This is a genomic window from Pseudomonas sp. AM8, from assembly GCF_036346475.1.
GTDB lineage: Bacteria > Pseudomonadota > Gammaproteobacteria > Pseudomonadales > Pseudomonadaceae > Aquipseudomonas > Aquipseudomonas marginalis.
Genome location: NZ_JAOTNX010000012.1, coordinates 242,217 through 268,136 on the forward strand (window position 1 = coordinate 242,217; position 25,920 = coordinate 268,136).

Genomic DNA, 25,920 nt, shown 5'->3' on the forward strand with positions numbered 1-25,920 from the left:
GTGGTTATGCGTGCACGTCAATTGGGCATCACGCTGGGGCTGGGCACACCCGGCGAGTTGAATGCCATCACCGACGTTCCCGGGGTTCGGGTCGGTCACTGTACGCTCAAGACCCGCGTCGACGGTAAACAGGTGCGCACTGGCGTCAGCGTGGTCCAGCCCCGCGCCGGGGAAGCGCGGTTGCAGCCGTGCTTTGCCGGGTATCACGTGCTGAACGGCAATGGCGACGCCACTGGCCTGGAATGGATCAGCGAGGCGGGCCTGTTGACTACGCCGCTGGCCATCACCAACACCCACAGCATCGGCATCGTGCGCGACACCTTGATTGCCCTGGAGCGCGAGCGCCTGGCGGACCCGGCGGTGTACTGGTGCATGCCGGTGGTGATGGAAACCTACGACGGCCTGCTCAACGATATCTGGGGCCAGCACGTCACCCCCGAGCATGTGCGCCAGGCGCTGGACAGCGCCGAACGCGGCCCCGTGCAAGAAGGCGCGGTGGGCGGTGGGACGGGGATGATCTGCCATGAATTCAAGGGCGGTATCGGCAGCGCCTCGCGCCGTTTGCCGGCAGAGCAGGGCGGTTGGACTGTCGGCGTGCTGGTCCAGGCCAACCATGGCAAGCGCCAGGAACTGCGGGTCGACGGCTATCCGGTGGGCCGCCGCTTGATGGACCTGCCGTCACCCTTTGCCGAACGAGGCACGCCGGGCATGGGCTCGATCGTGGTGATCATCGCCACGGATGCGCCCCTGCTGCCGCACCAATGCCAGCGCCTGGCACAACGCGCGTCTATAGGCATCGCGCGCACCGGCGGTGGCACCGAGGATTCCAGCGGCGACCTGTTCCTGGCCTTCGCCACTGGCAACCAGGAACTGCCGCCAGCGGACTACGCGCGCAAGGGCCTGCCGTTGAGCAGCACCTTGCAGATGGTGAATAACGATCATATATCCCCGCTGTTCAGCGCTGCGGCGGAGGCGGTGGAGGAGGCGATCATCAACGCAATCCTGGCGGGCGAAGACATGGTGACCGACGACGGCGTACAGGTGCCGGGCTTGAAAGGCGAAACGTTGATACGGGCATTGCACGACACGGGCTGGCGCGCGTCCCGATAAGGGAGGGCCAGCGCCGATATATAAATATAAACAGTGGCTGTTTAATGTCGCCAATGACACCGTGACAATACAATGGATCCAATTATCAAGTGCGCCGTTCAACTTGAGCGGCTTTAGCGCTATTTAATATTTAAATAACCCTCCGCTGTCTTTTGTCGGACAACAGCAACGTTGCCCAACAGATACGGCGCCTAACTTGGAATGCATGTTTGTTGCCCGATTTTCATGCTGGAAAAGATGTAGACGAAAGATTTCAAGTTGTGTCAGTTTCGTGACGCCTTCAAAAGAGGCGAGTGATAGGACGATCTCGCCCACGGGATTCCTATCGACCCAAGACTGATGCATTTGCAAACAAGGAAGTACGTTTATGTCAAAAGCAAAAGACAAGGCTATCGTGTCGGCGGCGCAAGCCAGCACCGCTTACTCGCAAATCGATAGCTTCAGCCATCTGTATGACCGTGGCGGCAATCTCACGATCAATGGCAAACCCTCCTACACCGTTGACCAGGCGGCCACCCAGCTGCTGCGCGACGGCGCCGCGTACCGGGACTTTGACGGCAACGGCAAGATCGACCTGACCTACACCTTCCTGACCTCGGCGTCCTCGAGCACCATGAACAAACATGGTATCTCGGGCTTCAGCCAGTTCAACGCCCAGCAGAAAGCACAGGCCGCCCTGGCCATGCAATCCTGGTCGGACGTGGCCAACGTCACCTTCACCGAGAAAGCCACCGGCGGTGACGGCCACATGACATTCGGCAACTACAGCAGCGGCCAGGACGGCGCGGCAGCCTTCGCCTACCTGCCCGGCACCGGTGCAGGCTACGACGGCACCTCGTGGTACCTGACCAACAACAGCTACACGCCGAACAAGACCCCGGACCTGAACAACTACGGCCGGCAGACCCTGACCCACGAAATCGGGCACACCCTGGGCCTGGCTCACCCTGGCGACTACAACGCCGGCGAAGGCGCCCCGACCTACAACGACGCGACCTATGGACAGGACACGCGCGGCTACAGCCTCATGAGTTACTGGAGCGAGAGCAACACCAACCAGAACTTCAGTAAAGGCGGGGTAGAAGCCTATGCCTCTGGCCCGCTGATCGACGACATCGCCGCGATCCAGAAGCTCTACGGTGCCAACTACAACACCCGCGCCGGCGACACCACCTACGGGTTCAACTCCAACACCGGGCGTGATTTCCTCAGCGCCACGTCCAACGCCGACAAGCTGGTGTTCTCGGTCTGGGACGGTGGCGGCAATGACACCCTGGACTTCTCCGGCTTCACCCAGAACCAGAAGATCAACCTCAATGAGGCCTCGTTCTCCGACGTTGGCGGCCTGGTCGGCAACGTCTCCATCGCCAAGGGCGTGACCGTCGAGAACGCGTTCGGCGGTGCGGGCAACGACCTGATCATCGGCAACAACGCGGCCAACGTGATCAAGGGTGGGGCCGGCAACGACCTCATCTACGGTGGCGGCGGCGCGGATCAACTGTGGGGCGGCGCGGGCAACGACACGTTTGTGTTCGGCGCCAGTTCCGATTCCAAGCCAGGGGCGGCGGACAAGATCTTTGACTTCACCTCGGGCTCCGACAAGATCGACCTCAGCGGCATCACCAAAGGGGCCGGCCTGACCTTCGTCAATGCCTTTACCGGGCATGCCGGCGATGCGGTATTGACCTACGCGGCAGGCACCAACCTGGGCACCCTGGCCGTCGACTTCTCCGGGCACGGCGTGGCGGATTTCCTCGTCACCACCGTCGGCCAGGCAGCGGTCAGCGACATCGTGGCATGATGCACGGGCGCGGCGCGCAAGCGCCGCGTCTCCAGGCTGGAGCGTACAGATGCAGCGTTTTTACAATGTGATCGCCTGCGTATTGCAGGTGATGTTCGTGTCGGCAGGAGCCCACGCAATGGCGAGCAGTCTTGTTTTACCCACCAGCGCCCAGCTGGCCGGGCATTGGCAGTTGCACCAGCAGGATCAGGTGTGTGCACTGGACCTGCTCGAGCAGGCCAATGCTTTGGGCGGCGATGTGGCCTGCGTGGCGCAGTGGCTGGGGGACAAGCCCCTGACCTGGTCGCCCACACCCGACGGTATCTGGCTGTTCAATGCCGAAGGCAGCGGGATCACCCATTTGAATCGTCAGAAAGACGGCGAGTATCAGGCGCGGACGAAGTCCGGCACCGTGGTTGAATTAAAACGAGTGCCTTAGTTGTTGTTATAAGCCTATAACTCGATTTCATTAGTTGAGCGGCCTCTATCGCGGAGGACGGCAAACTTATGCGCGTAATTTGATTCAAGGAAGATCAGAACCTATGGCCAGGCCCCATGCGGTTGCGCCTTTATTCAAGGCGCTGGGTGAATACAAGAGCATCTTGATCAGCGTCGGTTGTTTTACCGCGCTGATTAACCTGTTGATGCTGGTGCCGTCGATCTACATGCTGCAAGTGTATGACCGCGTGCTCTCCTCGCAGAATGAAACCACCCTGGTGATGTTGACCCTGATGGTCGTGGGCTTCTTTGCGTTTATTGGCCTGCTGGAAGTCATCCGCAGTTTTATCGTGATCCGCATCGGCAGCCAGTTGGAGCGGCGTTTCAACTTGCGCGTGTACAAGGCCGCGTTCGAACGCAACCTGCAACGCGGCCAGGGGCATGCCGGGCAATCCCTGGGTGACTTGACCCATATCCGCCAATTCATCACCGGGCCGGCGCTGTTCGCGTTCTTCGATGCGCCGTGGTTTCCCATCTACCTGTTTGTGATTTTTCTCTTCAACGTCTGGCTCGGGGTGTTGGCCACCGCCGGCGCGCTGCTGTTGATCGGCCTCGCGTGCCTCAACGAATACCTGACGAAGAAGCCATTGGGCGAGGCCAGTGGTTTCTCCCAGCAATCGACGCAGCTGGCCACCAGTCATTTGCACAACGCCGAAACCATCCAGGCCATGGGCATGCTCGGCGCGTTGCGCCACCGCTGGTTTGCTGTGCATGCGCAGTTCCTGGGTTTGCAGAACAAAGCCAGTGATACCGGCTCGGTGATCACCTCGTTGAGCAAATCCCTGCGCCTGTGCCTGCAATCCCTGGTGCTGGGTCTGGGCGCGCTGCTGGTGATCAAGGGCGACATGACCGCCGGGATGATGATCGCGGGCTCGATCCTGATGGGCCGTGTACTCAGCCCCATCGACCAGTTGATTGCGGTCTGGAAGCAATGGAGTTCGGCCAAGCTGGCCTACCAGCGGCTGGATGAACTGCTGCGCGAGTTTCCGCCGGAGGTGGAGCAGATGAAATTGCCCGCACCCCAGGGCCAGGTCAGCTTCGAACAGGTCAGCGCGGGGCCGCCCGGGCGGCGCATGCCCACCCTGCATCAGGTCAGCTTCAGCCTCGGCGCCGGCGAAGTGCTCGGCGTGCTTGGCGCCTCGGGCTCCGGCAAATCCACCCTGGCCCGTGTGTTGGTGGGCGTGTGGCCGACCCTGGCCGGCACCGTGCGCCTGGACGGTGCGGACATTCACCGCTGGGACCGCGACGACCTCGGCCCGTACATCGGCTATCTGCCCCAGGACATTGAACTGTTCAGTGGCAGCATCGCCGACAACATCGCACGTTTTCGCGAGGCCGACCCCGAGCGGGTGGTGCGGGCTGCGCAGCAAGCCGGCGTGCATGAATTGATCCTGCGCCTGCCCCACGGTTATGACACGGTCCTCGGCGATAACGGGGGTGGTCTGTCCGGCGGCCAGAAACAACGCGTAGCTCTGGCGCGTGCGCTGTACGGCGGGCCGCGCTTGATCGTCCTGGACGAGCCCAACTCCAACCTCGACACCGTCGGCGAAGCCGCGCTGGCCAGCGCCATTGTGCAGATGAAGGCCCAGGGCAGCAGTGTGGTGCTGGTGACCCATCGTTCTTCGGCCTTGGCCCAGGCCGATAAATTGCTGGTGCTCAACGAAGGGCGTTTGCAGGCATTCGGGCCGAGCCAGGACGTGCTGCGGGCGTTGTCCGGCCACCGTGACCAAGCGCCCCAAGGTAGGAGCGAGCTTGCTCGCGAAGGGCGTTAACGATGATGCGCCCTGATTGGATACACGCGGTGACGCTGAGTTTTTCGCGAGCAAGCTCGCTCCTACAGGTTTTGCGTCAAGCAGTAAGGATGTCAGCATGATTCATGAACAACACGACGCCCGATTTTTCGTACGCATGGGCTGGCTGCTGACCGTGGTCGGTGCCGGTGGCTTTTTCCTCTGGGCCAGCCTGGCGCCCCTGGACCAGGGCATCCCGGTGCAGGGCACGGTGGTGGTGTCGGGCAAACGCAAGGCGGTGCAAACCTTCAGCCCCGGCGTGGTCAGTCGGATCCTGGTCAAGGAGGGTGAGCTGGTGAAGCAAGGCCAGCCGCTGTTCCGTCTCGACCAGACCCAGAATCAGGCCGACGTGCAGTCCCTGCAGGCCCAGTACCGCATGGCCTGGGCCAGCGTCGCGCGGTGGCAGAGCGAGCGCGACAATCAATCCGCTATCACCTTTCCCGCCGAGCTGAGCAGCAACCCCGATCCCGCACTGGCGTTGGTCCTGGAAGGCCAGCGCCAATTGTTCAGCAGCCGTCGCGAAGCCTTTGCCCGTGAACAGGCAGGCATCCGCGCGAATATCGAGGGCGCCACCGCACAGCTCAACGGCATGCGCCGCGCCCGCAGCGACCTGACCGCCCAGGCCCAGTCCCTGCGCGACCAACTGAGCAACCTGCAACCCCTGGCCGACAACGGCTATATCCCGCGCAACCGGCTGATGGAGTACCAACGCCAGCTGTCCCAGGTGCAACAGGACCTGGCGCAGAACACCGGAGAGAGCGGCCGGGTGGAGCAGGGCATCCTTGAATCGCGCCTGAAATTGCAGCAGCACAGCGAGGAATACCAGAAGGACGTGCGCAGCCAATTGGCCGACGCGCAATTGCGCAGCCTGACCCTCGAGCAGCAACTCACCTCGGCCGGCTTCGATCTGCAACACAGCGAGATCAACGCACCGGCTGACGGCATTGCGGTCAACCTCAGCGTGCACACCGAAGGCGCCGTGGTGCGTTCCGGTGAAACCCTGTTGGAAATCGTGCCCCAGGGCACGCGCCTGGAAGTGGAAGGGCATTTGCCGGTGCACCTGGTGGACAAGGTCGGCACGCACCTGCCGGTGGATATCCTGTTCACCGCCTTCAACCAGAGCCGCACCCCGCGTGTGCCGGGGGAGGTCAGCCTGATTTCCGCCGACCAGATGCTCGACGAAAAAACCGGCGCGCCGTATTACGTATTGCGCACCACCGTCAGCGAGGCAGCACTGGAGACACTCCACGGCCTGGTCATCAAGCCGGGCATGCCCGCCGAGATGTTTGTGCGCACCGGCGAGCGTTCGTTGCTCAATTACCTGTTCAAGCCGCTGCTCGACCGCGCCGGCTCCGCGTTGACCGAGGAATGAGCATGAAAGCTGTGTTCATCGCCTTGCTGTTTACCTGCATTAACGCCCAGGCCGCCATGGGCCCGTTCGATGTATACGAACAGGCCTTGCGTAACGATCCGGTGTTTCTCGGTGCGATCAAGGAGCGCGACGCCGGCCTGGAAAACCGCACCATCGGCCGCGCCGGCTTGCTGCCCAAGCTGTCGTACAACTACAACAAGGGCCGCAACAACTCCCAGGCCACCCTGCCCGACGGGCGCGGCGGCAATTATCACGACGACCGCAACTACAACAGCTACGGCTCGACCTTCAGCCTGCAACAGCCGCTGTTCGACTATGAGGCCTACGCCAACTACCGCAAGGGCGTGGCCCAGGCGCTGTTCGCCGATGAAAGCTTTCGCGACAAGAGCCAGGCGCTGCTGGTGCGGGTGCTGAGCTATTACACCCAGGCGCTGTTTGCCCAGGACCAGATCGACATCGCACGGGCCAAGAAGAAGGCCTTCGAGCAGCAGTTCCAGCAGAACCGGCACCTGTTCCAGCAGGGCGAGGGCACCCGCACCGATATCCTCGAAGCCGAGTCGCGCTATGAGCTGGCCACCGCCGAAGAGATCCAGGCGCTGGACGAGCAGGACGCCTCGCTTAGAGAACTGGGTGCGCTGATCGGTGTGCAAAGCGTCAACATCGACGACCTCGCCCCGTTGAACGAAGGTTTCGCCGCGTTCACCCTGACCCCGGCCAACTACGACACCTGGCATGAACTGGCGATCAGCAACAACCCCACGCTGGCGTCCCAGCGCCAGGCCCTGGAAGTCGCGCGTTATGAAGTGGAGCGTAACCGCGCCGGACACCTGCCCAAGGTCACTGCGTACGCCAGTTCGCGCCAGCAGGAGTCCGACAGCGGCAACACCTACAACCAGCGCTACGACACCAACACCATCGGCGTCGAAGTGAGCCTGCCGTTGTATGCCGGTGGCGGCATCTCCGCGTCCACCCGCCAGGCCAGCCGCGCCATGGAACAGGCCGAGTACGAGCTGGAAGGCAAGACCCGCGAGACCCTGATCGAACTGCGTCGGCAGTTCAGCGCGTGCCTGTCTGGCGTGAGCAAACTGCGCGCTTACCAAAAGGCCCTGACCTCCGCAGAAGCACTGGTGCTGTCGACCCAGCAGAGCATCCTCGGTGGCGAGCGGGTCAACCTCGATGCGCTGAACGCCGAACAACAGCTCTACAGCACGCGGCGCGACCTGGCCCAGGCGCGTTACGACTACCTGATGGCCTGGACCAAATTGCACTACTACGCCGGCAACCTGCGCGACACCGACCTGGCCAAGGTGGATGAGGCGTTCGGGCCGGCACCGCATTAATTGGCTTTCTCGACAATTCCAACAACAGAGAGGCAATACCATGGGTGTGTTCGACTATAAAAACCTCGGAGCCGAGGGCTCCAAAGCGTTGTTCGCCGATGCCATGGCGATCACGCTGTACGCCTATCACAACCTGGATAACGGCTTTGCCGTGGGCTACCAGCACAACGGCCTGGGGCTCGGTTTGCCGGCCACGCTGGTCGGTGCACTGATGGGCAGTACGGATTCCCAGGGCGTGATTCCCGGCATTCCCTGGAACCCGGATTCGGAGAAAGCCGCCTTGGAGGCCGTGCAACAAGCCGGTTGGACGCCCATCAGCGCAAGCACCCTGGGCTATACCGGCAAGGTCGACGCCCGAGGCACGTTCTTCGGCGAAAAAGCCGGCTACACCACAGCCCAGGTCGAGGTGCTGGGCAAGTACGATGAAGCCGGCAAGCTGCTGGAAATCGGTATCGGTTTTCGCGGTACGTCGGGCCCTCGGGAAACGCTGGTCAGCGACTCCATTGGCGATCTGGTCAGCGATCTGCTCGCAGCGTTGGGCCCCAAGGATTACGCGAAGAACTATGCCGGTGAAGCCTTTGGCGGCCTGCTCAAGAACGTCGCCGACTACGCCAGTGCCCACGGCCTCAGCGGCCACGACGTAGTGGTCAGCGGCCATAGCCTGGGCGGCCTGGCGGTCAACAGCATGGCCGACTTGAGCAGCAGCAAATGGGCGGGTTTCTTCCAGGACGCCAACTACCTGGCCTACGCCTCGCCGACCCAGAGCGCTGGCGACAAGGTGCTTAATATCGGCTACGAAAACGACCCGGTATTCCGTGCGCTGGACGGATCATCCTTCAATTGGTCATCGTTGGGCGTGCATGACAAACCCCATGAATCGACCACCGACAATATCGTCAGCTTTAACGACCACTACGCTTCGACGCTGTGGAATGTGCTGCCGTTTTCCATCACCAACCTGCCGACCTGGATCTCCCATTTGCCTACGGGTTATGGCGATGGGATGACGCGCATCCTCGAGTCCGGATTCTATGGGCAGATGAGCCGCGACTCGACGATTATCGTCGCCAACCTGTCCGACCCGGCACGCGCCACCACCTGGGTGCAGGACCTCAACCGCAATGCCGAACCGCACAAGGGCGATACCTACATCATTGGCAGTGACGGCAATGACCTGATCCAGGGCGGCAAGGGCGCGGACTTTATGGAGGGCGGCAAGGGCAATGACACGATCCGCGACAGCAGCGGGCATAACACCTTTTTGTTCAGCGGGCAGTTTGGCCAGGACCGGATTATCGGCTATCAAGCGACGGACAAGCTGGTGTTCAGGGACGTTGAGGGGAGTGCGGATTACCGTGATCACGCCAAGGTCGTGGGCGGGGATACGGTGATCAGTTTTGGCGCGGATTCGGTGACGTTGGTGGGGGTGGTTGGCTTGTCGGGGGAGGGGATTGTGATCGGTTAAAACGGTGGGAGGGGGCAAGCCCTCTCCCACATTTGATCAGTGCGGGCCGCTGGAAATCAGTCTTCCTTGCGCACCGTGGCCACATCGTCGGCTTTGACGCGGATGCGCTTGCCGGCGATATCGGTGAATTCATAAAACCCGTCGGCCGTCTTGGTTTTTGGAGAGTCCTTGGTCAAATACTGCGTGCCATTTTGCAGTGTCACTACGGTTTGCGTCGCGCAACCGGCCAATACCAGAAAAGTGAGTGCAACCAGTGGCAGCCCCAAATTCTTCATGTTCATAACCCTTACCTTTAACCCTGAAAAATCCCACGCCAGGGACGCGGGCGACAAATGTTACGCCATCGACTCCCCATCTGATCATTTTTATGCAAAAAGTTGCGTGTGCCATTTATCTATTACCGATTGCAACACCGCATTTACGACGGCACTCTGTATGCATAACCAGTATTCGACCAATGCGTACCATGGCCAATCCCCTCGAAAACCCGCTCTATTACCTGCATAACTTCCGCCAGGTCCTGCATTGGCTGGGGCAACGCTATGCCGATCTGCTCGACCCTGACGAAGAGCATTTCATTCAGCAATTCGACAGGTTGCCGCAAGCCTCCCAGGCGCTTTTGGTGCGCATGGTGATGCGCAAGGGCGTGCATTTTCGTGCGGGCAAGCTGCACTACGTGGAGATCGGTTGCCCCCATGCCGCTGCCGCGCCCCTGCGGGAATTGGGATGGGTGGACGACAACCACCTTCTGGCATTTGAAGCATTATTCGCCTTGCTGCAAAAAGGCGAGATTCTCAGCACCTTCGCACCCTGGATCGACCAGCCCAAGGGCAAGAAGGCCGATTGGCTGGAAGGGTTGGCGGCGCAGTTCACCGACACGCGCCGTTTCGCCGACTGGTGCCCGGACCTGGCCGACACGCTGTACAGCCTCACCGTGATGGAGTTATGCGACCGCCTGCGGCTGATGTTCTTCGGCAACCTGCACCAGGACTGGTCCGAGTTTGTCCTCGCGGACCTGGGCATCTACACCTATGAAAAAGTCGAGTTCTGCGCCGAATCGCGGGGGTTGCGCAGCCGCGCCGACGTGCACGGTTTTCTGTTCCTGCACCAATGCCAGCAGGCGTTTGAACGCGGTGAGGCGCTGGCGCAGGTGCTGGCTGAAGTGGCCACGCTGAACACCGACAATCCCTGGCTGGAAAAGCGCCGGGCCAAGCTGTTGTTCCAGCTCGGCCAGTATTGCGAGCGCAGTGCCGAGTTGGACCTGGCGCAGCAGGTCTACCGCACCTGCGCTTATCCCGGCGCCCGCGCGCGGCTGATTCGCGTGCTGGAGCGCCAGGAGGATTACGCCCAGGCCATGGCCCTGGCAAGCATCGCGCAACAGGCACCGGAAAGTGCCGCCGAACAGCAACACCTGTTGCGCGTCATGCCCCGCCTGCGCCGCAAGCTCGGCGAACCCCGGCTGCCGACGCTCAAATCCCGTGAAGTCACGCGCCTGGACCTGGAACTTGCGCTGCCGGAGCCGTTGATGTCGGTGGAATCCTGTGTCCAGGCCCACCTGAGCGCACCTGATGCACCGGTGCACTACGTCGAGAACGGCCTGATCAATTCGCTGTTCGGCCTGCTGTGCTGGGATGCGATCTTCGCACCACTGCCGGGTGCGTTTTTCCACCCGTTCCAGCGTGGGCCGGCGGACCTGCACAGCGAAGACTTCCACGCGCGCCGCGTCCCCCTGTTTGACGCGTGTTTTGCGCAACTACAGGACGGGCGCTACACAACCACCATCCGCCAACGCTACCTCGATAAGTGGGGGATCCAGTCGCCCTTTGTGTTCTGGAACCTGCTCAGTGAAGACCTGCTGGAACAAGCCTTGGCCTGCCTGCCCGCCGAACACCTGCGCTACTGGTTCGAACGGTTGCTGCTGGATATCCGCGCCAACCGCGCCGGCATGCCGGACCTGATCCAGTTCTGGCCGGCGCAGAAGACCTATCGCATGATCGAGGTCAAGGGCCCTGGCGACCGCCTGCAGGACAACCAGCTGCGTTGGCTGGAGTTCTGCGGTGAATACCAGATGCCCGTCACCGTCTGCTACGTACGCTGGGCGGAGCAACCCGCTTGAGCTACAGCGTAGCCGTGCGGGCGCTGTGTGAGTTCACCGCCAAGGTCGGCGACCTGGACCTGCGCTTTACCCCGTCGCCCAGCGCCCAGGAAGGTATAGCGGGCCATCGCACCGTTGCTTCGCGACGCAGCGCGCACTACCAGAACGAAGTGGCCCTCGAGGGCGACTACCAGCAACTGAAGGTGCGGGGCAGGGCAGACGGCTATGACCCGGACGCCAACCGCCTGGAAGAAGTGAAGACCTATCGAGGCGACCTGGCTGCCCAGCCCGCCAACCACCGGCAACTGCATTGGGCCCAGGCCAAGGTGTACGGCTGGTTGATGTGCCAGAAGCTTGGCCTCACGGATATCGACGTGGCGCTGGTGTATTTCGATATCGTCGGCGAAGGCGAAACCCTGCTCAATCAACGTTTCCAGGCGGACGAGCTGCAAGCGTTCTTCAATCAGCAATGTGCACTGTTTCTCGGCTGGGCCCGCCAGGAAATGCAGCACCGTGAAGCGCGCGACGTTGCGGCGCAGACCTTGGGTTTCCCCCATGCCGATTTTCGCCCCGGCCAACGCACTCTGGCCGAGTCGGTGTACAAGGCCGTCAGCACCGGCCGTTGCCTGATGGCCCAGGCCCCCACGGGCATCGGCAAGACCATCGGCACGATCTTCCCGCTGCTCAAGGCCCTGGCGCCCCAGCAACTGGACAAGGTGTTTTTCCTCACCGCCAAGACCCCCGGTCGCCAACTCGCCCTCGATGCAGCCAAGGTGCTGCATGCCAGCAGCGACCTGCCCCTGCGTGTTCTCGAGCTGGTGGCGCGGGACAAGGCCTGCGAGCACTTGGACAAGGCCTGTCACGGCGACGCCTGCCCCTTGGCCAAGGGCTTCTACGACCGTTTGCCCGCCGCGCGCCTTGCCGCGTCCAAGGTCCGCCTGCTCGACCAACACAACCTGCGCAATGTCGCCCTCGATCACAGGGTGTGCCCCTATTACCTGAGCCAGGAAATGGCACGCTGGGCCGACCTGGTGGTTGCCGACTACAACTACTATTTCGACTTCGGCGCCATGCTCTTCGGCCTGGCCCAACTCAACCAATGGCGCGCTGCCGTGCTGGTGGACGAAGCCCACAACCTGGTGGAACGTGCGCGCTCGATGTACAGCGCGAGCCTCGACCAGTACAGCCTGAAGATCCTGCGCGACACCGCGCCCGAGCCGCTGAAGAAACCCCTGCAGCGCCTCAACCGCGAATGGAACGCCCTGCACAAAGACCAGGTCGCGCCGTACCAAGCCTATGCCTCCAGGCCGGACAAACTGCTCCAGGCCCTGAACCTGTGCACCAGCGCCCTGGGTGATTACTTCAACGACCACCCCGAAGCCCTCAGCGGTGACCTGCAAGCCTTCTACTTCGAAGCGCTACAATTTACCAAGGTCGCCGAGCTGTTCAACGAGCACTTCATCTTCGACATCAGCAAGCGCCAGCTCGGCGGCAAACGCAGCAGCTCGACCCTGTGCCTGCGTAACGTGGTACCCGCCGAATTCATCCGGCCGCGCTTGACGGCGGCCCGCAGCAGCGTGTTGTTTTCCGCCACCTTGAGCCCTCGCCACTATTACGCCGACCTGCTGGGGCTGCCAGCGGACACGGCCTGGGTCGACGTGGAGTCGCCGTTCAAGGCCGAACAACTGCACGTGCGCATCGTCGGCGACATTTCCACCCGCTTCGTGCATCGCCAAGCCTCGCTGGCGCCGATTGTCGAGCTGATCGCCCGCCAGTTCGCCCGGCAACCGGGCAACTACCTGGCGTTTTTCTCAAGCTTTGATTACCTCCAACAGGTGGCGCAACTGCTCGCCGAAACACACCCGCGGATCCCGCTGTGGCAACAGTCGCGGGGCATGGCCGAGGCTGAACGCCAAGGCTTTCTCGATCAATTCACCGAGCACAGCCAAGGCGTCGGTTTTGCCGTGCTGGGCGGCGCGTTCGGTGAAGGCATCGACTTGCCGGGCACACGCTTGATCGGCGCATTTATCGCCACCCTCGGATTGCCGCAACTCAACCCGGTCAACGAGCAGATAAAACTGCGCATGGCGGCGATTTTTGGCGCAGGGTACGACTACACCTACCTGTACCCCGGCATCCAAAAGGTCGTGCAGGCGGCGGGGAGGGTGATCCGCAGCCAGCACGACCGAGGCGTGGTGATGTTGATGGATGATCGGTTCGGGGAGGCGCGGGTCCGCCAGTTGTTGCCGGAATGGTGGACGGTTTATTGAGCTATTCCTGCCATCAATAATGCTGGTTCTTGCACAACGGATCCCCCAGGCTAGGCAAAACCTCCAGGAAAGGCCCCGCCCATGAGCCCAGTGCCCACGCAAAAGATCCCTGTAAACGGTATTGAGCTATGGGTGCATGTCGCGGGGCCGGAACAGGGTCGCCCCATCTGGCTGCTCCATGGGTTTCCCGAGTGCTGGCACTCCTGGCGTGAACAGATACCCGCGCTGGCCGCCGCAGGCTACCGGGTATTTGCCCCTGAAATGCGCGGCTACGGCCAATCCAGCGCACCCGCCGAGATAGCCGACTACGAGGTGATGACCTTGTGCGGCGATATCCAGCAGGCCATGGACCATTTCGGGCACGAACAGGTCGTGATGGTCGGCCATGACTGGGGCGCCGTGGTGGCCTGGCACCTGGCGTTGCTCGAGCCGGAGCGCGTCACTCGGTTGGTCACGATGTCCGTGCCTTTCGCCGGGCGTGCTCGGCGGCCGGTGATCGACATCATGCGCGAGCTGTATGCCGACCGTTTCAATTACATCCTGTATTTCCAGGAGCCGGGAGTGGCCGAGCAGGAGTTGGATGCCGATATCGAACGCACCTTGCGCCTGTTCATGCAGGACCAGGATGTGTTTCTACAGCAGAAACCGGCCACCGCCACGTTGCTTGAGGGCACTTCAACGCCCGATGCATTGCCGCACTGGTGTACTCAGGAAGACCTCGACGTGTACGTGCAAACCTTCGCTGAACTGGGCTTTCGCGGCCCGTTGAACTGGTACCGCAATTTCGAACGCAACTGGCAGCGCACCGAATTCCTCGCCGGCCGCCAGGTGTTGCAGCCGACCTTGTTCCTGATTGGCGACCGCGATCCGGTCGGGGTGTTTGAGGCCCACACGCTCAAGCGCATGCCTGAGTGGGTGCCTGACCTTGAACTGCATAGCCTGGCCAACTGCGGTCACTGGATCCAGAACGAGCAGGCGCAACGGGTCAATGCGCTGGTGCTCGAGTTTTTAGGGCAGGCCCGGTCACTTAACTGATGGTCAAGACTCGCATATCGCTTTCGCCATTCTCAGCCCTGGTGCCGACGACATTAGTCTTGTCTCCACACCAGTAGAGAAAACAACATTAGATAAAGTCTGTTAGACCCGTCTGAAGCGAATATCGTCAATTTCATAGTCATTACCATAGCTGGTAATTACATGGCTATTAATATAAAGCGTCAGTGTTTCGCTATTGGCCGTCAGTGTTCCTGATAAGGTCAGCCAATTAACCAGGTCAAAAAGCTTTGCTGGAGTTGTAAGTGATCCTTGAGAGGTGCTTAGAGAGAGTGACGGGGGTTCGAAGCGCCCGTCAAATCTTCTGGCTTTTATACTGAATTCGTACAGGTCGCCCTGTCTTAAATTATTAAAAGTCTGACTGAAAATAACACCGACTTTGTCGCCAGGGGGGTAAGTGTAGTTATGGAAAACCGTATTTTCTGCATATATTCTGAACTCGATATCTTGTCTGTTGCTGAGTGCTGGTCCCGGCGCCCATCCGTTTAAATTACTATTGTGAAAGTCGGTGATGTGGTCGAATCCCGTACGAATACGCAACGCGAGAATTGGTGAAAATCGCCTGGGAACATTGGCCCGGGCCAAACTGTATTTTAGCCTTATGGATCTATCCAGGTTTCCAGTGATGAAGTTACGTGCGATAGGGATTTCCAGTGTTTCCCCTGCCTGGTCATTATTTAACGTCACCTGAACGGAGGTACTAATGACATCTCCATCCAAATCCAACTTAATCGCATCGCCGCCCAGACTGTCGGTCAGCGGCAGCGTAACCATCAAATGGCTGCCAAAATTATCGGGGTCCAGATAGTTACCCGAAGCGCTGTCAACCCTCACCGCTGGCAGTGTTCTTGTGGGCTCGCCCACTTGAAGCTGAAGACGTTGGGATTGCCGATGGGGCGACTGATCGATGCGTTCGTAATACACTTCGACAGGCAATGTATTAAAGCGCCTGACCTGTGCATTCGGAACGGTAAATGAAAGCTCACGGTCTTCCGGAATAGGTCCCAGGACAAACTCTTCAGAAAAATTAACCGAGTGTGCGGCCCATACAATTCGAATTTTTGTGGCCGAGGTCCAGCCAGGTTGTGCACGATACTTCATTGTGGCATCTGAATTTGGATTCAATTCTCCGTCTGGTGCTTCTACGATACTTGGTGCGGGCCACTCGATGACGTCGCCCTTAACCGTTACCCGTACTTTTCTTGACGGCAACCATACATCATCTCTGGCCTTATAAAGGTTGTAGTACATAATTGCAGTGCCGCCGGTTATTGCTCTGACGATTTCATTGGGCACGTTGAAGTCTTCGATAGCGTTGACACGGTTGACGTCTCTCTCCTCGCCATGGAAAAAAGGCAAGTTGTAAGTGTCTCGGCCCTCCCATTCAAATGCAATTGTGTCGTTGCGCTCGAAAAAGTCGTTATCGATGAATATCTGGACGATTTGTGCGGCATCACCCAACTCATCAAGTTCAACGGTTTCTTCGGCTTGCATAAGGAACGGTGGCCGTGGCCGCAGGAGCCCGAGGTTGACTTCTACTCGTTGTATCTCCGACCAGTTCGATTTGGAGTCGGGATCAGCGGGGTAGTTACCGCCCACATCCTTGATTTGCATGGCCACCGGCATATTCACGTAGTGAGGGTTTTCTTTGATCTGCTCGGGGGTAATTAACATTTCAAATGGGCGTCGCACCTCACTGGCCGTCACCACGTGTTCGATGAGCGTGGAGCCCCAGGCGATACGGCAGGTGTCCCACTCGGCCATATTTTCCCAGGGCTGGATCTCGAGCACTACACCGCGATCTGCCCTGGCCATATCCACGTGGCTGCCGGCTTCCAGGTCGGCAGGCAGAAAAAACACCAGGCCCTGGTTACCGTCGGCGTCCGGGTTCGGATCAGGGTACCCCGGGCGACTGCGTTTCACCCTGAGCTTCAACGGTTTGGTTTTAGACCGGTTGCCGCTGGGGCGCTTGATCAGGCAATAGACTTCGGCCCACTCCGGCAGGATTTGTTCTTTATTCACCATCAGGCTGAAAAACCGGTTCCCCAGGTTGTCCGGTTGGATGATGAGGTAATCCACCGGGGCTTCAGGGTTGTTCCAAATCAGGTAGATCTCCGTGTCCAGCACTACCCCCGGGAACGCCAGGAGCAGCACCTCCAGATTATGTTCCACATGTCGTGCGCCCAGTGCGCCGTCAGACTGGGTATCCCCTTCGGGAGGGGGTTCGATACCGCTGATCAGCACTGGGCCCAGGTCATAGTCATTGCGGGGACGGCGGGCCGGGGTTCTGGTTTTACGGGACATGGTCAGGCCTCCAAGAGGGGCGGTGTGGCTGATAGAAACCGCAGCAGCTTCATCTCCCACGGCCCGGCGCACCAATCCGTACTTCCTGGCGTAACGATTCGTTTAGCGATGTGCTGCGCGCCAGAATATTTTCGGGCTCATACACGTAATAGAGTTCAGGGGTGGTGCCGTCGAACCTCAAGAGATCTTCATAGGGAATCAGGCGTCTTATCGGCACGCCTTCAGGCACCTGCCCCACGGTAAATAGGTCGTCGTAGAGGATCAGGTCATGGCTGCCCGGTATCACGTAACGCATAAGCAACATGATCTTGTCAGTGGGCCTGCGCCATGCGTACCAAGGAATTTCGACGGCGGCGCCACCGGTGGGGATGGGGTTGACGACATGGGAGGGGTATCGCAAAAAAATAGGCGCCTGCAATCGGATGATCGCGTCCTGCACGGCGGCGGAGGCGATTTTTGAGTAACCCACGATATTGAGCCCTTGGAACAGGATAAAGCTGATCTCCACTTTGCCACCGGCCACGGCACGCACTTTGTCATGAGGTACGAAAAAATCATGAGGCCGGCCGGCCGCTACGATGGGGATGTATTGATCGTGCAGTACCCTGCCTCCCAGCTTTGGGTAGCCCTGGTAAGACACAAAATACGTGTAGCCAACAGGGCCCTCCCACGGATAAGTGAACAACTGCATATGCAAAGGCCCGCCGTTAAGTGACTCAAGGTCGATCAAGCCTGGATAGTTCTGGGTTGCGAAGATAGGCGCGGCATAGTTGGCGCTGCCCACGTCCACGAGCACCGGGATGTTGTGCGAGCGGGGGGTGGATACGTTGCGAACGGCGTCGACAACCTGGAAACTCACCAATCGATTGGTGCCGTTACCGATCTGGATAATCTGATCGCGGTTGAGTTTTATCTCGGTCTGCTGACCGACACCGGTTACCTGCTGAGAGGGGGCTAAATAACTACCAATCTGGCATTCAATGCGATCCAGTGGATGCATATCTGGATAAGGCTCGAAGGTTATGGTCACGCCTCGCCCGGCCTGAATTTCCCTGATCTCTGTATCGGATATTTTGAAATTGAGTTCGGAATGGCCGGGAGTGATGTGGTTCTGATCCTCGCCGGCGGGGAGGGTTCGCTTGACCATCAGGGTCAGCGGATAAGAGAGGTCATTGGATGGGCCGCCGGTGTACCACACCCTGTACCCCAGTATCAGATCCCCATTGGGGAGGTCGCTGTCCGAAATGGCAAAGGAGAAGCTGCTGCGGGCTTCTTCTCCAGGTTCCAGGGTTTTCTCTGCAAGTACCTTCATCCCCACTATAGAAAGCACCTCAATCTTGTCTCCGGGTTTCGCGGGCCAATTCTTGTCCACCGACACGGTCAGGCCTCTGGCCAGCAACCAGAGCGGAATACCACCGTCATAGCCCGCAAATGCAGGGGACATCCCAGGGACTCGCAGCGTGTCAAGAAACTTGGGTTTGACCGGCGAGGCCTTCTTGGGTTTGGTCGTGGCGGGCTTGCTGTTCTTGGTAGGCATGGCTTTCTCCAATAGAAAGTTGTCACGCTTGACAGGAAATGCTCCTGCGCTTGGACCTATCAAACGCCGTTAAAGAAGGATTTGGCTACTGTCATAATTAACAGGTGGCGACGGGCGGACGGCGCGCAACACGCCCGGTCAGGAACCTTGCAGGATTTGCACTTGACGGCGCAGCGACTCGTTCAAATCCACCGAGCGGGCCCTGATGGAGGCGGACGCGGACTCGTAGACGAAATACAGATCGGGGGCGTAGCCCGCGAAGGGGTGAAGATCCGTACCGGTGAGCGCCCACTGAACCGGCTGTCCATCCGACCAGAACGATCCCACCGGCTTCGTCACGCTGAAGAGGATGATTTCGTTGAGTGACTTCACGTAACGCAGGATCAACGTGAGGGTATCTGTCGGTTTGCGCCAGGCGTACCAGGGGATATTCACAACGAGGGAGTTTTCTATGAACACCGTATCTTCAGGGTATTTTTCGAAATAGGGCGCCTCCAATCGAATGACCGACCCCACAACTTCAGCGCAGGTCTGCTTGGAAACGTAAGGGGTCAAGTCGTCTGCCCGGATCAATTCATAGCTGATCGCCACCCATCCTCCGGCCGCAGCACGGACTTTGCTGTAGGGCACTTCATGATAGGTCGCGGTGCCAGCCCTGGTGATCACTTCGATGCGTCGGTGCACCACCTCACCTCCAAGCGGAGGGTAGGCCTTGAAGGTGATCACATACCAATCACCCGTCCTGCCGATGGTCGCAGGGGTGTACATGCCAACCTTCAAGTCGGCGCCATTTAGCCTTTCGAGGTCGATATAACCCGGCTGATCGTCAGACTGAATGAATGGGCCTTCCCGTTGCGCATTGTCGAGCGCCACCACTACGCGGGTGTACTTGGATCTTGGTGTTGAGGCGTTGCCGACGAGGTCGACTATGTAAAACCCCACCAGCAGGCCATCACTGTCACCGGCTTTAATCATCTGGGCGTGATTAATCACAATAAGGGTCGCCTGGCCGACGCCTGCAACTTTCTGCACGACGTTCAGGCTGCCCCATTGGAAGTGGATGCGATCGCTTGGATGCATATTCGGATAAGGCTGAACGATTACGCTGACGCCTTTGGCTGCCTCGGGCGGATAGACTTCCAGGGCCGAGAGTGTGTATTTGAGCTGCGAGTGACCCGGCTCAAGCTGATCCAGGTCTTCGCCCGCCGGCAGGTCGGTTTTTACCAAGATACTCAGGGGATAGGATGCCTCGTCGTCGTCGCTGCCTCTGTAATTCACCACGTAACCCAGGCGTAGTTCTCCGTCGGGCAGCTTTTCCCGTGGAATGGAAAAAAAGTAACTGTGGTGTTGTTCCTCTCCCGCCCGTACCGGCTTCATCGCCAAGGACGTCATACTTGGCATCATGACGATATTGATGATGTCGCCAGGACTGGCAACCCAACTGTTATCCACTCGGACAGTCAGCCCGGAGACCATCAGCCAGTCGGGAATCCCTCCGTCGTAACCGTCTACATTATGGGTCATACCTGGGATCGACAGACGAGGAAGCTGCCTGGGCTGTCCAGGGGAAGTATTGGCGCTTTCAGTGCTCATGCTCTTTATTCTCCTGAACAAGTCCCTGAAGGTGGAGGCGTAGCGTTGTTAACGGTTTACGTGCCTCAGGTGGTATCAAATACCCTTGGTTTCGCGCTGGCTACTGTCAGAATTCACAGGTGGTGTTGGGGGATCAAACATTCGCGGTGCCGAGCTCGACGTTCAGTTCATCGCACGACCACTGGTCGCCACCTGTTAACTCTGACAGTAGTCAACACCTTGCTGCTGGAGGTCTGATTTCTCTCAAACCCATGCCCAGTGCGCAGGGGAATGCCGAGGAAACCAGCATGGCCAAGTATCGCGCTCAACCTCCCAGTCTAATCTCCGAGCTGCCCCCGGTGGATATTCCGCTGATGCAACCGCCGATTGCAGGAGATTTGGAGGAGGCCGACGGGGGGATTGGTGTGTCGCATACCCTGAGACCCCTGGTCGTGCATATCGACCGACCAAGCAGTACGCCTGAAGGAACGTTCTTCGAATTGTTCTGGGGCGGCGGTGATCCGGTCGCGTACAACCTGATCCGTGAGGGCGACCAGAACCTGACGCGCATTCCCTTCACCGTGCCCTATGACAGTATTCGCGAGCCGTGGGCAGATCCGGTGTACGTCCGGGTTATTCGCAGCAGCGGAAACGAATCCCGAACCCAGCCTTTGCGTTTGAGGGTCAACCTGCAACATCCGGGCGGACAAGACCCCAATCCCGCCCCCGGAAATCAAGGCCTGGTATTTGAGTTGCCGGATGATGTAAGGCTTGGTGGGGTCAGTGCGGATCGGGCCAGGCAGGGTGTGGAGGTGATCGTCAGGCATTGGCTGAACATGGCCGCCTATGACCTGCTTATCCTGGTCTGGGGCTCGGTGCGAATCGAGCGGTTGATCCTGCCCGCCGAAGTCGGGCGGGATATCACCTGCATGCTCGACGAGGATGCAATCAAGGAAGCCGGGGACAGCGACTTGCTGCCGGTGGCGTTCCAGGTTCGCGGACCGACCGGCAACTACCCCGATCCCTGGGCGCCCTGGTCGAGCACGGCACTGGTTTCGGTGTACCTGGCAACCGACCGCCTGGACGCACCCTGGGTGCAAGTACCCGAGACCGACCGAGAAATCGATCTGGAAATACTCGGCACTCGGGACGCACAAATCGGCCTGACCGTCGGCGGGGCCGATGCTCGTGTCTACAGTCATGTTTTTCTGTACTGGAACGGGGTAAGTGCCCAGGGCAGTTCGGTGCATTACTTTGAGGATCGGCCACTGTCAGGCGCCAAGGGTTACTTTTTCAATATCGGCAACGCTTTGGTCAGTGCGATCGCCCAAGGCAGTGCGGTGGTGTACTACGAGTTGAAAGGCGCTGGCTTGCCTGACAAACGCTCGCATAACCGTTATCTCACGGTGATCGGCGAGATTGTCAGATGGCCGGCACCGACCGTAGACCAAGCCCTGGGAGAGGATCTGGACCCAGGCTTGCCGTTGATTACGATCCGCTTCCCTGTGCAGGCGAGTTGGGTTAGCACAGACAGGGTACAAGTGACCATCCTGGCCAGCGACGCCGGCAGCACCGTCGATTACACGGCAGGACGGCTCGTGGGCCAGGTTGCCCCCGGCGATGATATGACGTTCGATGTGCCGGGCACTGAGCTCAAGCGTTTTGACGGGCGTTTTATCGACGTGTTCTACAGCGTGACACGGGGCAATGAACTGCCTCAGGAATCCCTGCGCCAGCTATATCAGGTGCACCTGCCGAATGAGATGCCTGTTCCCGAATTGATCCAAGCCACAGGCTCAGGTGTTTCGGTGACCCTTGCGCCGATGAATGCGCAAAATGGTGCAACGCTGAAAGTCAGTTTTTTGCCGATGTACACCACTGACAGCATCAAGGTCACGATGGAAGGGACTGCCGGTGCGGGGTCACCGGTTATTGCGGCGAAGAACGGTTTGACCAGTGGTGTGGTGACGTTTGATATTCCCAAGACGGCGATTGCGGCCAACATTGGCAATGCCAACAAGACCTTCACCATTGAATACGAGTTGACGCGCGCGGGCGTTAAGCGGGGATCAACAAAGTTAACGGTAACGGTGACACCAATTCTTCAGGCCAACTTGCCAAGGCCATTGATCAATGGCATCGCTCACGATGGTACGCTGGATGTCAGTCAGTTACCGTCTGGTGCCAAGCTCACTATCGCGCCTTGGCCGTTGCAGTACTCGGGAATGAAAATCTGGCTGACTTACCATTGTGGCGGGGCAAATCCTAACCCCTATGTCTACTGGACGGGACAACAGCATCACACTGCTGACGGGCTTGAATATGGAGCTCCGATAGCTTGGTTGGGAACCTGCCCACATGGGCATCAGGTCTGGATTGATTTTAAAGTAGCGTATGACCCGAATGCGGATGAGGCTGGAGCGGTAAGTTTTCCGAGGACGGTTTACACCGTCAAAAGTGCTCCGCCCCCGTTGGTATTTGATACTTCTCCAGCAACGCTGGCTGGCAAGGTGTATGTGATTCGAGGGTACTCACATGCGCTTCCATCCTGGCCTGCCGGAACGACCATGCAACGGCAGGCAACAGGAGGACAGCCGGGTTACTCCTATTCATCTTCCAATCCAGCCGCCGCGTTTGTGAACTCCACCACAGGTGTTGTCCAGGTGAGCGGAAGAGGTGTTACGACGATAACGGTCCGAGATCAAAAGCAACAAACTGCAAGCTATACATTGACCGTGACCAACGCTATTGCGGTTATTCCACTTGCTCGAGATTTTCTTGCGGAGGTTCGTAATGCGCTTGCAAGGGAAGGCGCAAGTATGCCGAGCATGGCTCAGTTACGCGAAATTTATAATACTTATGGGGCAAGATGGCCATTGGATAGTGATGCTCACTGGTCTAGTGATAGAGCGTCTGGCGATAACAGCTATTATTGCTTGAGATTTTCCGATGGCAGCCAAAGCACTGAAGACGGTCGCTTCAGAGGGGCTGCCGTTGGAGTAAAGGTATAACGTCTACGAGGTAATACAGTTGAAGGGCGAAGCAGGTTACGTTGAATCAATCTGCTTCACCTTCTCTGAATCCTAAGTACGACATACAGTCAGCAAGCGCACTCAAACAACCTCCAAGTAAGAACTGTGGATCGCCCGCGCCACCCCCCGCACCGTTTCGATGAATTCCGTGAGACGGCTATGCAACCCATCCTCCAGAATCTCATCAATCCCCGTATACCGCAGCCGAGCCTCAAACTCAGCTGCCAACCGCTGCGCCGTGCGCCCGTAACTGCCAGGCAGGTCCGCAAGGATATGGCTCAACTCTTCAATGCACGCATGCAACGAACGCGGCACGTCACTGCGTAATAACAGCAACTCGGACACCGACCGCGCATTCAGCGCATTCGGATACAGCTCCGTATACGCCTCGAACGACGACAACGCGCGGAGCAGGGCGCTCCACTGGTAATACCCGCGTGCCGACAGGTCGCTGACTTCTTCCGACTCTTCGCCGAACATCTCGTAGCGCGCGTCCAGCAGGCGCAGGGTATTGTCCGCGCGTTCGACAAAAGTGCCCAGGCGAATGAACCGATAGGCGTCGTTGCGCATGATGGTCCCCGAGGTCGCGCCGCGGAACAGGTGCGAACGCTGCTTGACCCAGTCACAGAAGTGGCTGATGCCATGGCGTGCCAGGCCGCCGGCGGCGATGCTGCGCATTTCCAGCCAGGTGGCGTTGAGGTTTTCCCACATGTCGGCGGTGATGCGCCCGCGTACCGCATGGGCATTGCCCCGCGCGGCGCGCAGGCAATTGTAGATGCTGGCGGGGTTTTCTTCGTCGAGGGCGAAGAAGTGCAGCATGCGCTCGGCATCCAGGGTTTGATGGCGCTCCAGGTAACTGTCCAGGGTGCCGCTGCTGAGCAACGACATCGCCAGTTCGTCCAGGCCATCGCTACGCCCGGCCTGGGGCATCAGCGACAGCGAATAACTGACTTCGAGCATGCGCGCCAGGTTCTCGGCGCGTTCCAGGTAACGGGACATCCAATACAGATCTGCGGCGGTTCTACTCAACATACTCAGCCCTCCACCACCCAGGTGTCCTTGGTTCCACCGCCTTGCGACGAGTTGACGATCAACGAGCCCTCACGCAATGCCACCCGCGTCAGGCCTCCCGGCACCAGGCGGGTTTCCTTGCCCGAGAGCACAAAGGGCCGCAGGTCGATATGCCGGGGCGCGATGCCGTTTTCGACAAAGGTCGGGCAGGTGGACAGGCTCAGGGTCGGTTGGGCGATATACGCATGGGGGCGGGCTTTGATGCGTTGGCGGAAATCTTCGATCTCGGCCGCCGTGGCCGCTGGGCCGACCAGCATGCCGTAGCCGCCGGAGCCCTGGGTTTCCTTGACCACCAGTTCGGCCAGGTTGGCCAGTACGTGGGACAGTTCATCGGGCTTGCGGCATTGGAAGGTCGGCACGTTTTGCAGGATCGGCTCTTCATCCAGGTAAAACTTGATCATCGCCGGCACATAGGGATAGATCGATTTGTCGTCCGCCACGCCGGTGCCGATGGCATTGGCCAGCACCACATTGCCGGCGCAGTAGGCCGCGACCAGCCCTGGCACGCCGAGCATCGATTCGGGATTGAACGCCTGCGGGTCGAGGAACGCGTCGTCGATACGCCGGTAGATCACGTCCACCGCCTTGGGCCCGTCGGTGGTGCGCATGAACACCTTGAGGTCGTGCACGAACAGGTCGGCGCCTTCCACCAGCTCCACGCCCATTTCCCGGGCCAGGAACGCATGTTCGAAGAACGCGCTGTTGAAGCGCCCGGGCGTCAGCACCACGACGTTGGGGTTGTCCAGGCGGCTGGCGCTTTTCAGGGTCTTGAGCAGCAGGTTGGGGTAGTGGTCCACCGGCGCGATACGCTGCTTGGCGAACACTTCCGGGAACAGGCGCATCATCATCTTGCGGTCTTCGAGCATGTAGCTCACGCCGCTGGGGGTGCGCAGGTTGTCTTCGAGGACGTAGTAGGTGCCATCGCCGTCGCGTACCAGGTCCACCCCCGAGATGTGGGAATAAATATCGCGGTGCAGGTCCAGGCCGACCATTGCCTTCTGGTAACCCTCATTGCCCAGCACCTGGTCGGCCGGAATGATCCCGGCCTTGATGATGCGCTGGTCGTGGTAGATGTCGGCGAGGAACATGTTCAGCGCATTGACCCGCTGGATACAGCCGCGTTCGATCACGCTCCATTCGCTGGCGGGGATGCTGCGGGGGATGATGTCGAAGGGGATCAGGCGCTCGGTGTCCTGCTCGTCGCCATAAAGGGTGAAGGTGATTCCCGCGCGATGGAACAGCAAATCGGCTTCGCGGCGACGCTGGGCCAGCAATTCCGGCGGCGTGTTGGCCAGCCAGCGGGAGAAGTCCTGATAGTGCGCACGGCACACGCCGTTTGCGTCATTCATTTCATCGAAGAAAGATCGAGCCATTCCAGTACCTTGTCAGTGCCGAGGGACGCATGGGGTGGCACTGCCGCTTTAAAAAACGCATTTTTTATGAGCCCGTGGCTGATGGTGCCACCGGGCCTGGTCCTTACTTTCTTATGGGGTCGGCTCTGGGTCGGGGGGTAACGAATGTTCCTGTATTCGGGCAGATGAATGGATAAAGCAATGCGTGTGCCGGAATGGGCATCCCGCGCTGATTTCCCATTGTGGTGAGCGGGCCTTCTGTGGTTACCAGGCTTCTGG

The 25,920-nt window shown here is 59.5% G+C and carries 17 protein-coding genes; 11 read left to right on the plus strand and 6 right to left on the minus strand.

Features of this window, described 5'->3' with window-relative positions:
* The first annotated feature begins 6 nt into the window (after positions 1 to 6).
* The 7 genes from V3W40_RS26250 (at position 7) to V3W40_RS26280 (ending at position 9,355) form a co-directional block, all read left to right on the plus strand.
* Complete coding sequence (locus V3W40_RS26250; protein WP_065946724.1) at positions 7 to 1,110, plus strand: DmpA family aminopeptidase; 1,104 nt, start codon at positions 7 to 9, stop codon at positions 1,108 to 1,110.
* 367 nt (positions 1,111 to 1,477) lie between these two features.
* Positions 1,478 to 2,911 carry a serralysin family metalloprotease gene (locus V3W40_RS26255; protein WP_065927588.1) on the plus strand — a complete coding sequence of 478 codons (1,434 nt, stop codon included), beginning with the start codon at positions 1,478 to 1,480 and terminating at the stop codon, positions 2,909 to 2,911.
* A 49-nt stretch (positions 2,912 to 2,960) separates the two neighbouring features.
* Entirely contained in the window at positions 2,961 to 3,329 is a 369-nt protein-coding gene (locus V3W40_RS26260) for an AprI/Inh family metalloprotease inhibitor (protein ID WP_027605779.1), read from the plus strand.
* Between the two features lie 103 nt (positions 3,330 to 3,432).
* Positions 3,433 to 5,160, plus strand: coding sequence for a type I secretion system permease/ATPase (locus V3W40_RS26265; RefSeq protein ID WP_330215915.1), 1,728 nt, complete (start codon positions 3,433 to 3,435; stop codon positions 5,158 to 5,160).
* A 97-nt stretch (positions 5,161 to 5,257) separates the two neighbouring features.
* The gene (locus V3W40_RS26270) at positions 5,258 to 6,550 is read left to right on the plus strand and encodes an HlyD family type I secretion periplasmic adaptor subunit (RefSeq protein WP_315872010.1); all 1,293 of its coding nucleotides are present in this window, start codon (positions 5,258 to 5,260) and stop codon (positions 6,548 to 6,550) included.
* 2 nt (positions 6,551 to 6,552) lie between these two features.
* Positions 6,553 to 7,890, plus strand: coding sequence for a TolC family outer membrane protein (locus tag V3W40_RS26275; protein ID WP_065927585.1), 1,338 nt, complete (start codon positions 6,553 to 6,555; stop codon positions 7,888 to 7,890).
* A gap of 40 nt (positions 7,891 to 7,930) precedes the next feature.
* On the plus strand, positions 7,931 to 9,355 hold the full coding sequence (locus V3W40_RS26280) for a polyurethane esterase (protein ID WP_330215916.1): 1,425 nt from the start codon (positions 7,931 to 7,933) through the stop codon (positions 9,353 to 9,355).
* Between the two features lie 56 nt (positions 9,356 to 9,411).
* Here V3W40_RS26280 and V3W40_RS26285 read toward each other — a convergent pair whose 3' ends face one another.
* Positions 9,412 to 9,636, minus strand: a complete 225-nt coding sequence (locus V3W40_RS26285) for a YgdI/YgdR family lipoprotein (protein ID WP_027605784.1) — start codon at positions 9,634 to 9,636, stop codon at positions 9,412 to 9,414.
* 185 nt (positions 9,637 to 9,821) lie between these two features.
* Here V3W40_RS26285 and V3W40_RS26290 point away from each other — a divergent pair, with 185 nt between their 5' ends.
* The 3 genes from V3W40_RS26290 (at position 9,822) to V3W40_RS26300 (ending at position 14,755) form a co-directional block, all read left to right on the plus strand.
* A complete protein-coding gene (locus V3W40_RS26290; protein WP_315872013.1) occupies positions 9,822 to 11,471 on the plus strand; it encodes a VRR-NUC domain-containing protein in 1,650 nt (549 codons plus the stop codon).
* A complete protein-coding gene (locus V3W40_RS26295; RefSeq protein WP_330215917.1) occupies positions 11,468 to 13,720 on the plus strand; it encodes an ATP-dependent DNA helicase in 2,253 nt (750 codons plus the stop codon). The genes V3W40_RS26290 and V3W40_RS26295 overlap by 4 nt, the downstream gene beginning before the upstream one ends.
* Positions 13,721 to 13,801: 81 nt before the next feature.
* Positions 13,802 to 14,755 (plus strand): alpha/beta fold hydrolase, encoded by a 954-nt coding sequence (locus V3W40_RS26300; protein WP_330215918.1) that lies wholly within the window; start codon positions 13,802 to 13,804, stop codon positions 14,753 to 14,755.
* A gap of 102 nt (positions 14,756 to 14,857) precedes the next feature.
* Here the strand turns inward: V3W40_RS26300 and V3W40_RS26305 are convergent, their stop codons facing one another.
* The 3 genes from V3W40_RS26305 to V3W40_RS26315 all read right to left on the minus strand — a co-directional run bounded on the left by V3W40_RS26305 (position 14,858) and on the right by V3W40_RS26315 (position 20,207).
* A complete protein-coding gene (locus V3W40_RS26305) occupies positions 14,858 to 17,077 on the minus strand; it encodes a hypothetical protein (RefSeq protein ID WP_330215919.1) in 2,220 nt (739 codons plus the stop codon).
* A gap of 49 nt (positions 17,078 to 17,126) precedes the next feature.
* Complete coding sequence (locus V3W40_RS26310) at positions 17,127 to 18,614, minus strand: hypothetical protein (protein WP_330215920.1); 1,488 nt, start codon at positions 18,612 to 18,614, stop codon at positions 17,127 to 17,129.
* Positions 18,615 to 18,752: 138 nt separating this feature from the next.
* Positions 18,753 to 20,207, minus strand: a complete 1,455-nt coding sequence (locus V3W40_RS26315) for a hypothetical protein (RefSeq protein ID WP_330215921.1) — start codon at positions 20,205 to 20,207, stop codon at positions 18,753 to 18,755.
* A gap of 287 nt (positions 20,208 to 20,494) precedes the next feature.
* On the opposite strand from V3W40_RS26315, the gene V3W40_RS26320 reads away from it, so the two are divergent.
* Positions 20,495 to 23,197 (plus strand): hypothetical protein, encoded by a 2,703-nt coding sequence (locus tag V3W40_RS26320; RefSeq protein ID WP_330215922.1) that lies wholly within the window; start codon positions 20,495 to 20,497, stop codon positions 23,195 to 23,197.
* A 102-nt stretch (positions 23,198 to 23,299) separates the two neighbouring features.
* Here the strand turns inward: V3W40_RS26320 and V3W40_RS26325 are convergent, their stop codons facing one another.
* Complete coding sequence (locus V3W40_RS26325; protein WP_027605793.1) at positions 23,300 to 24,250, minus strand: alpha-E domain-containing protein; 951 nt, start codon at positions 24,248 to 24,250, stop codon at positions 23,300 to 23,302.
* A gap of 2 nt (positions 24,251 to 24,252) precedes the next feature.
* Positions 24,253 to 25,662 (minus strand): circularly permuted type 2 ATP-grasp protein, encoded by a 1,410-nt coding sequence (locus tag V3W40_RS26330; protein ID WP_027605794.1) that lies wholly within the window; start codon positions 25,660 to 25,662, stop codon positions 24,253 to 24,255.
* Positions 25,663 to 25,920 lie beyond the last annotated feature (258 nt).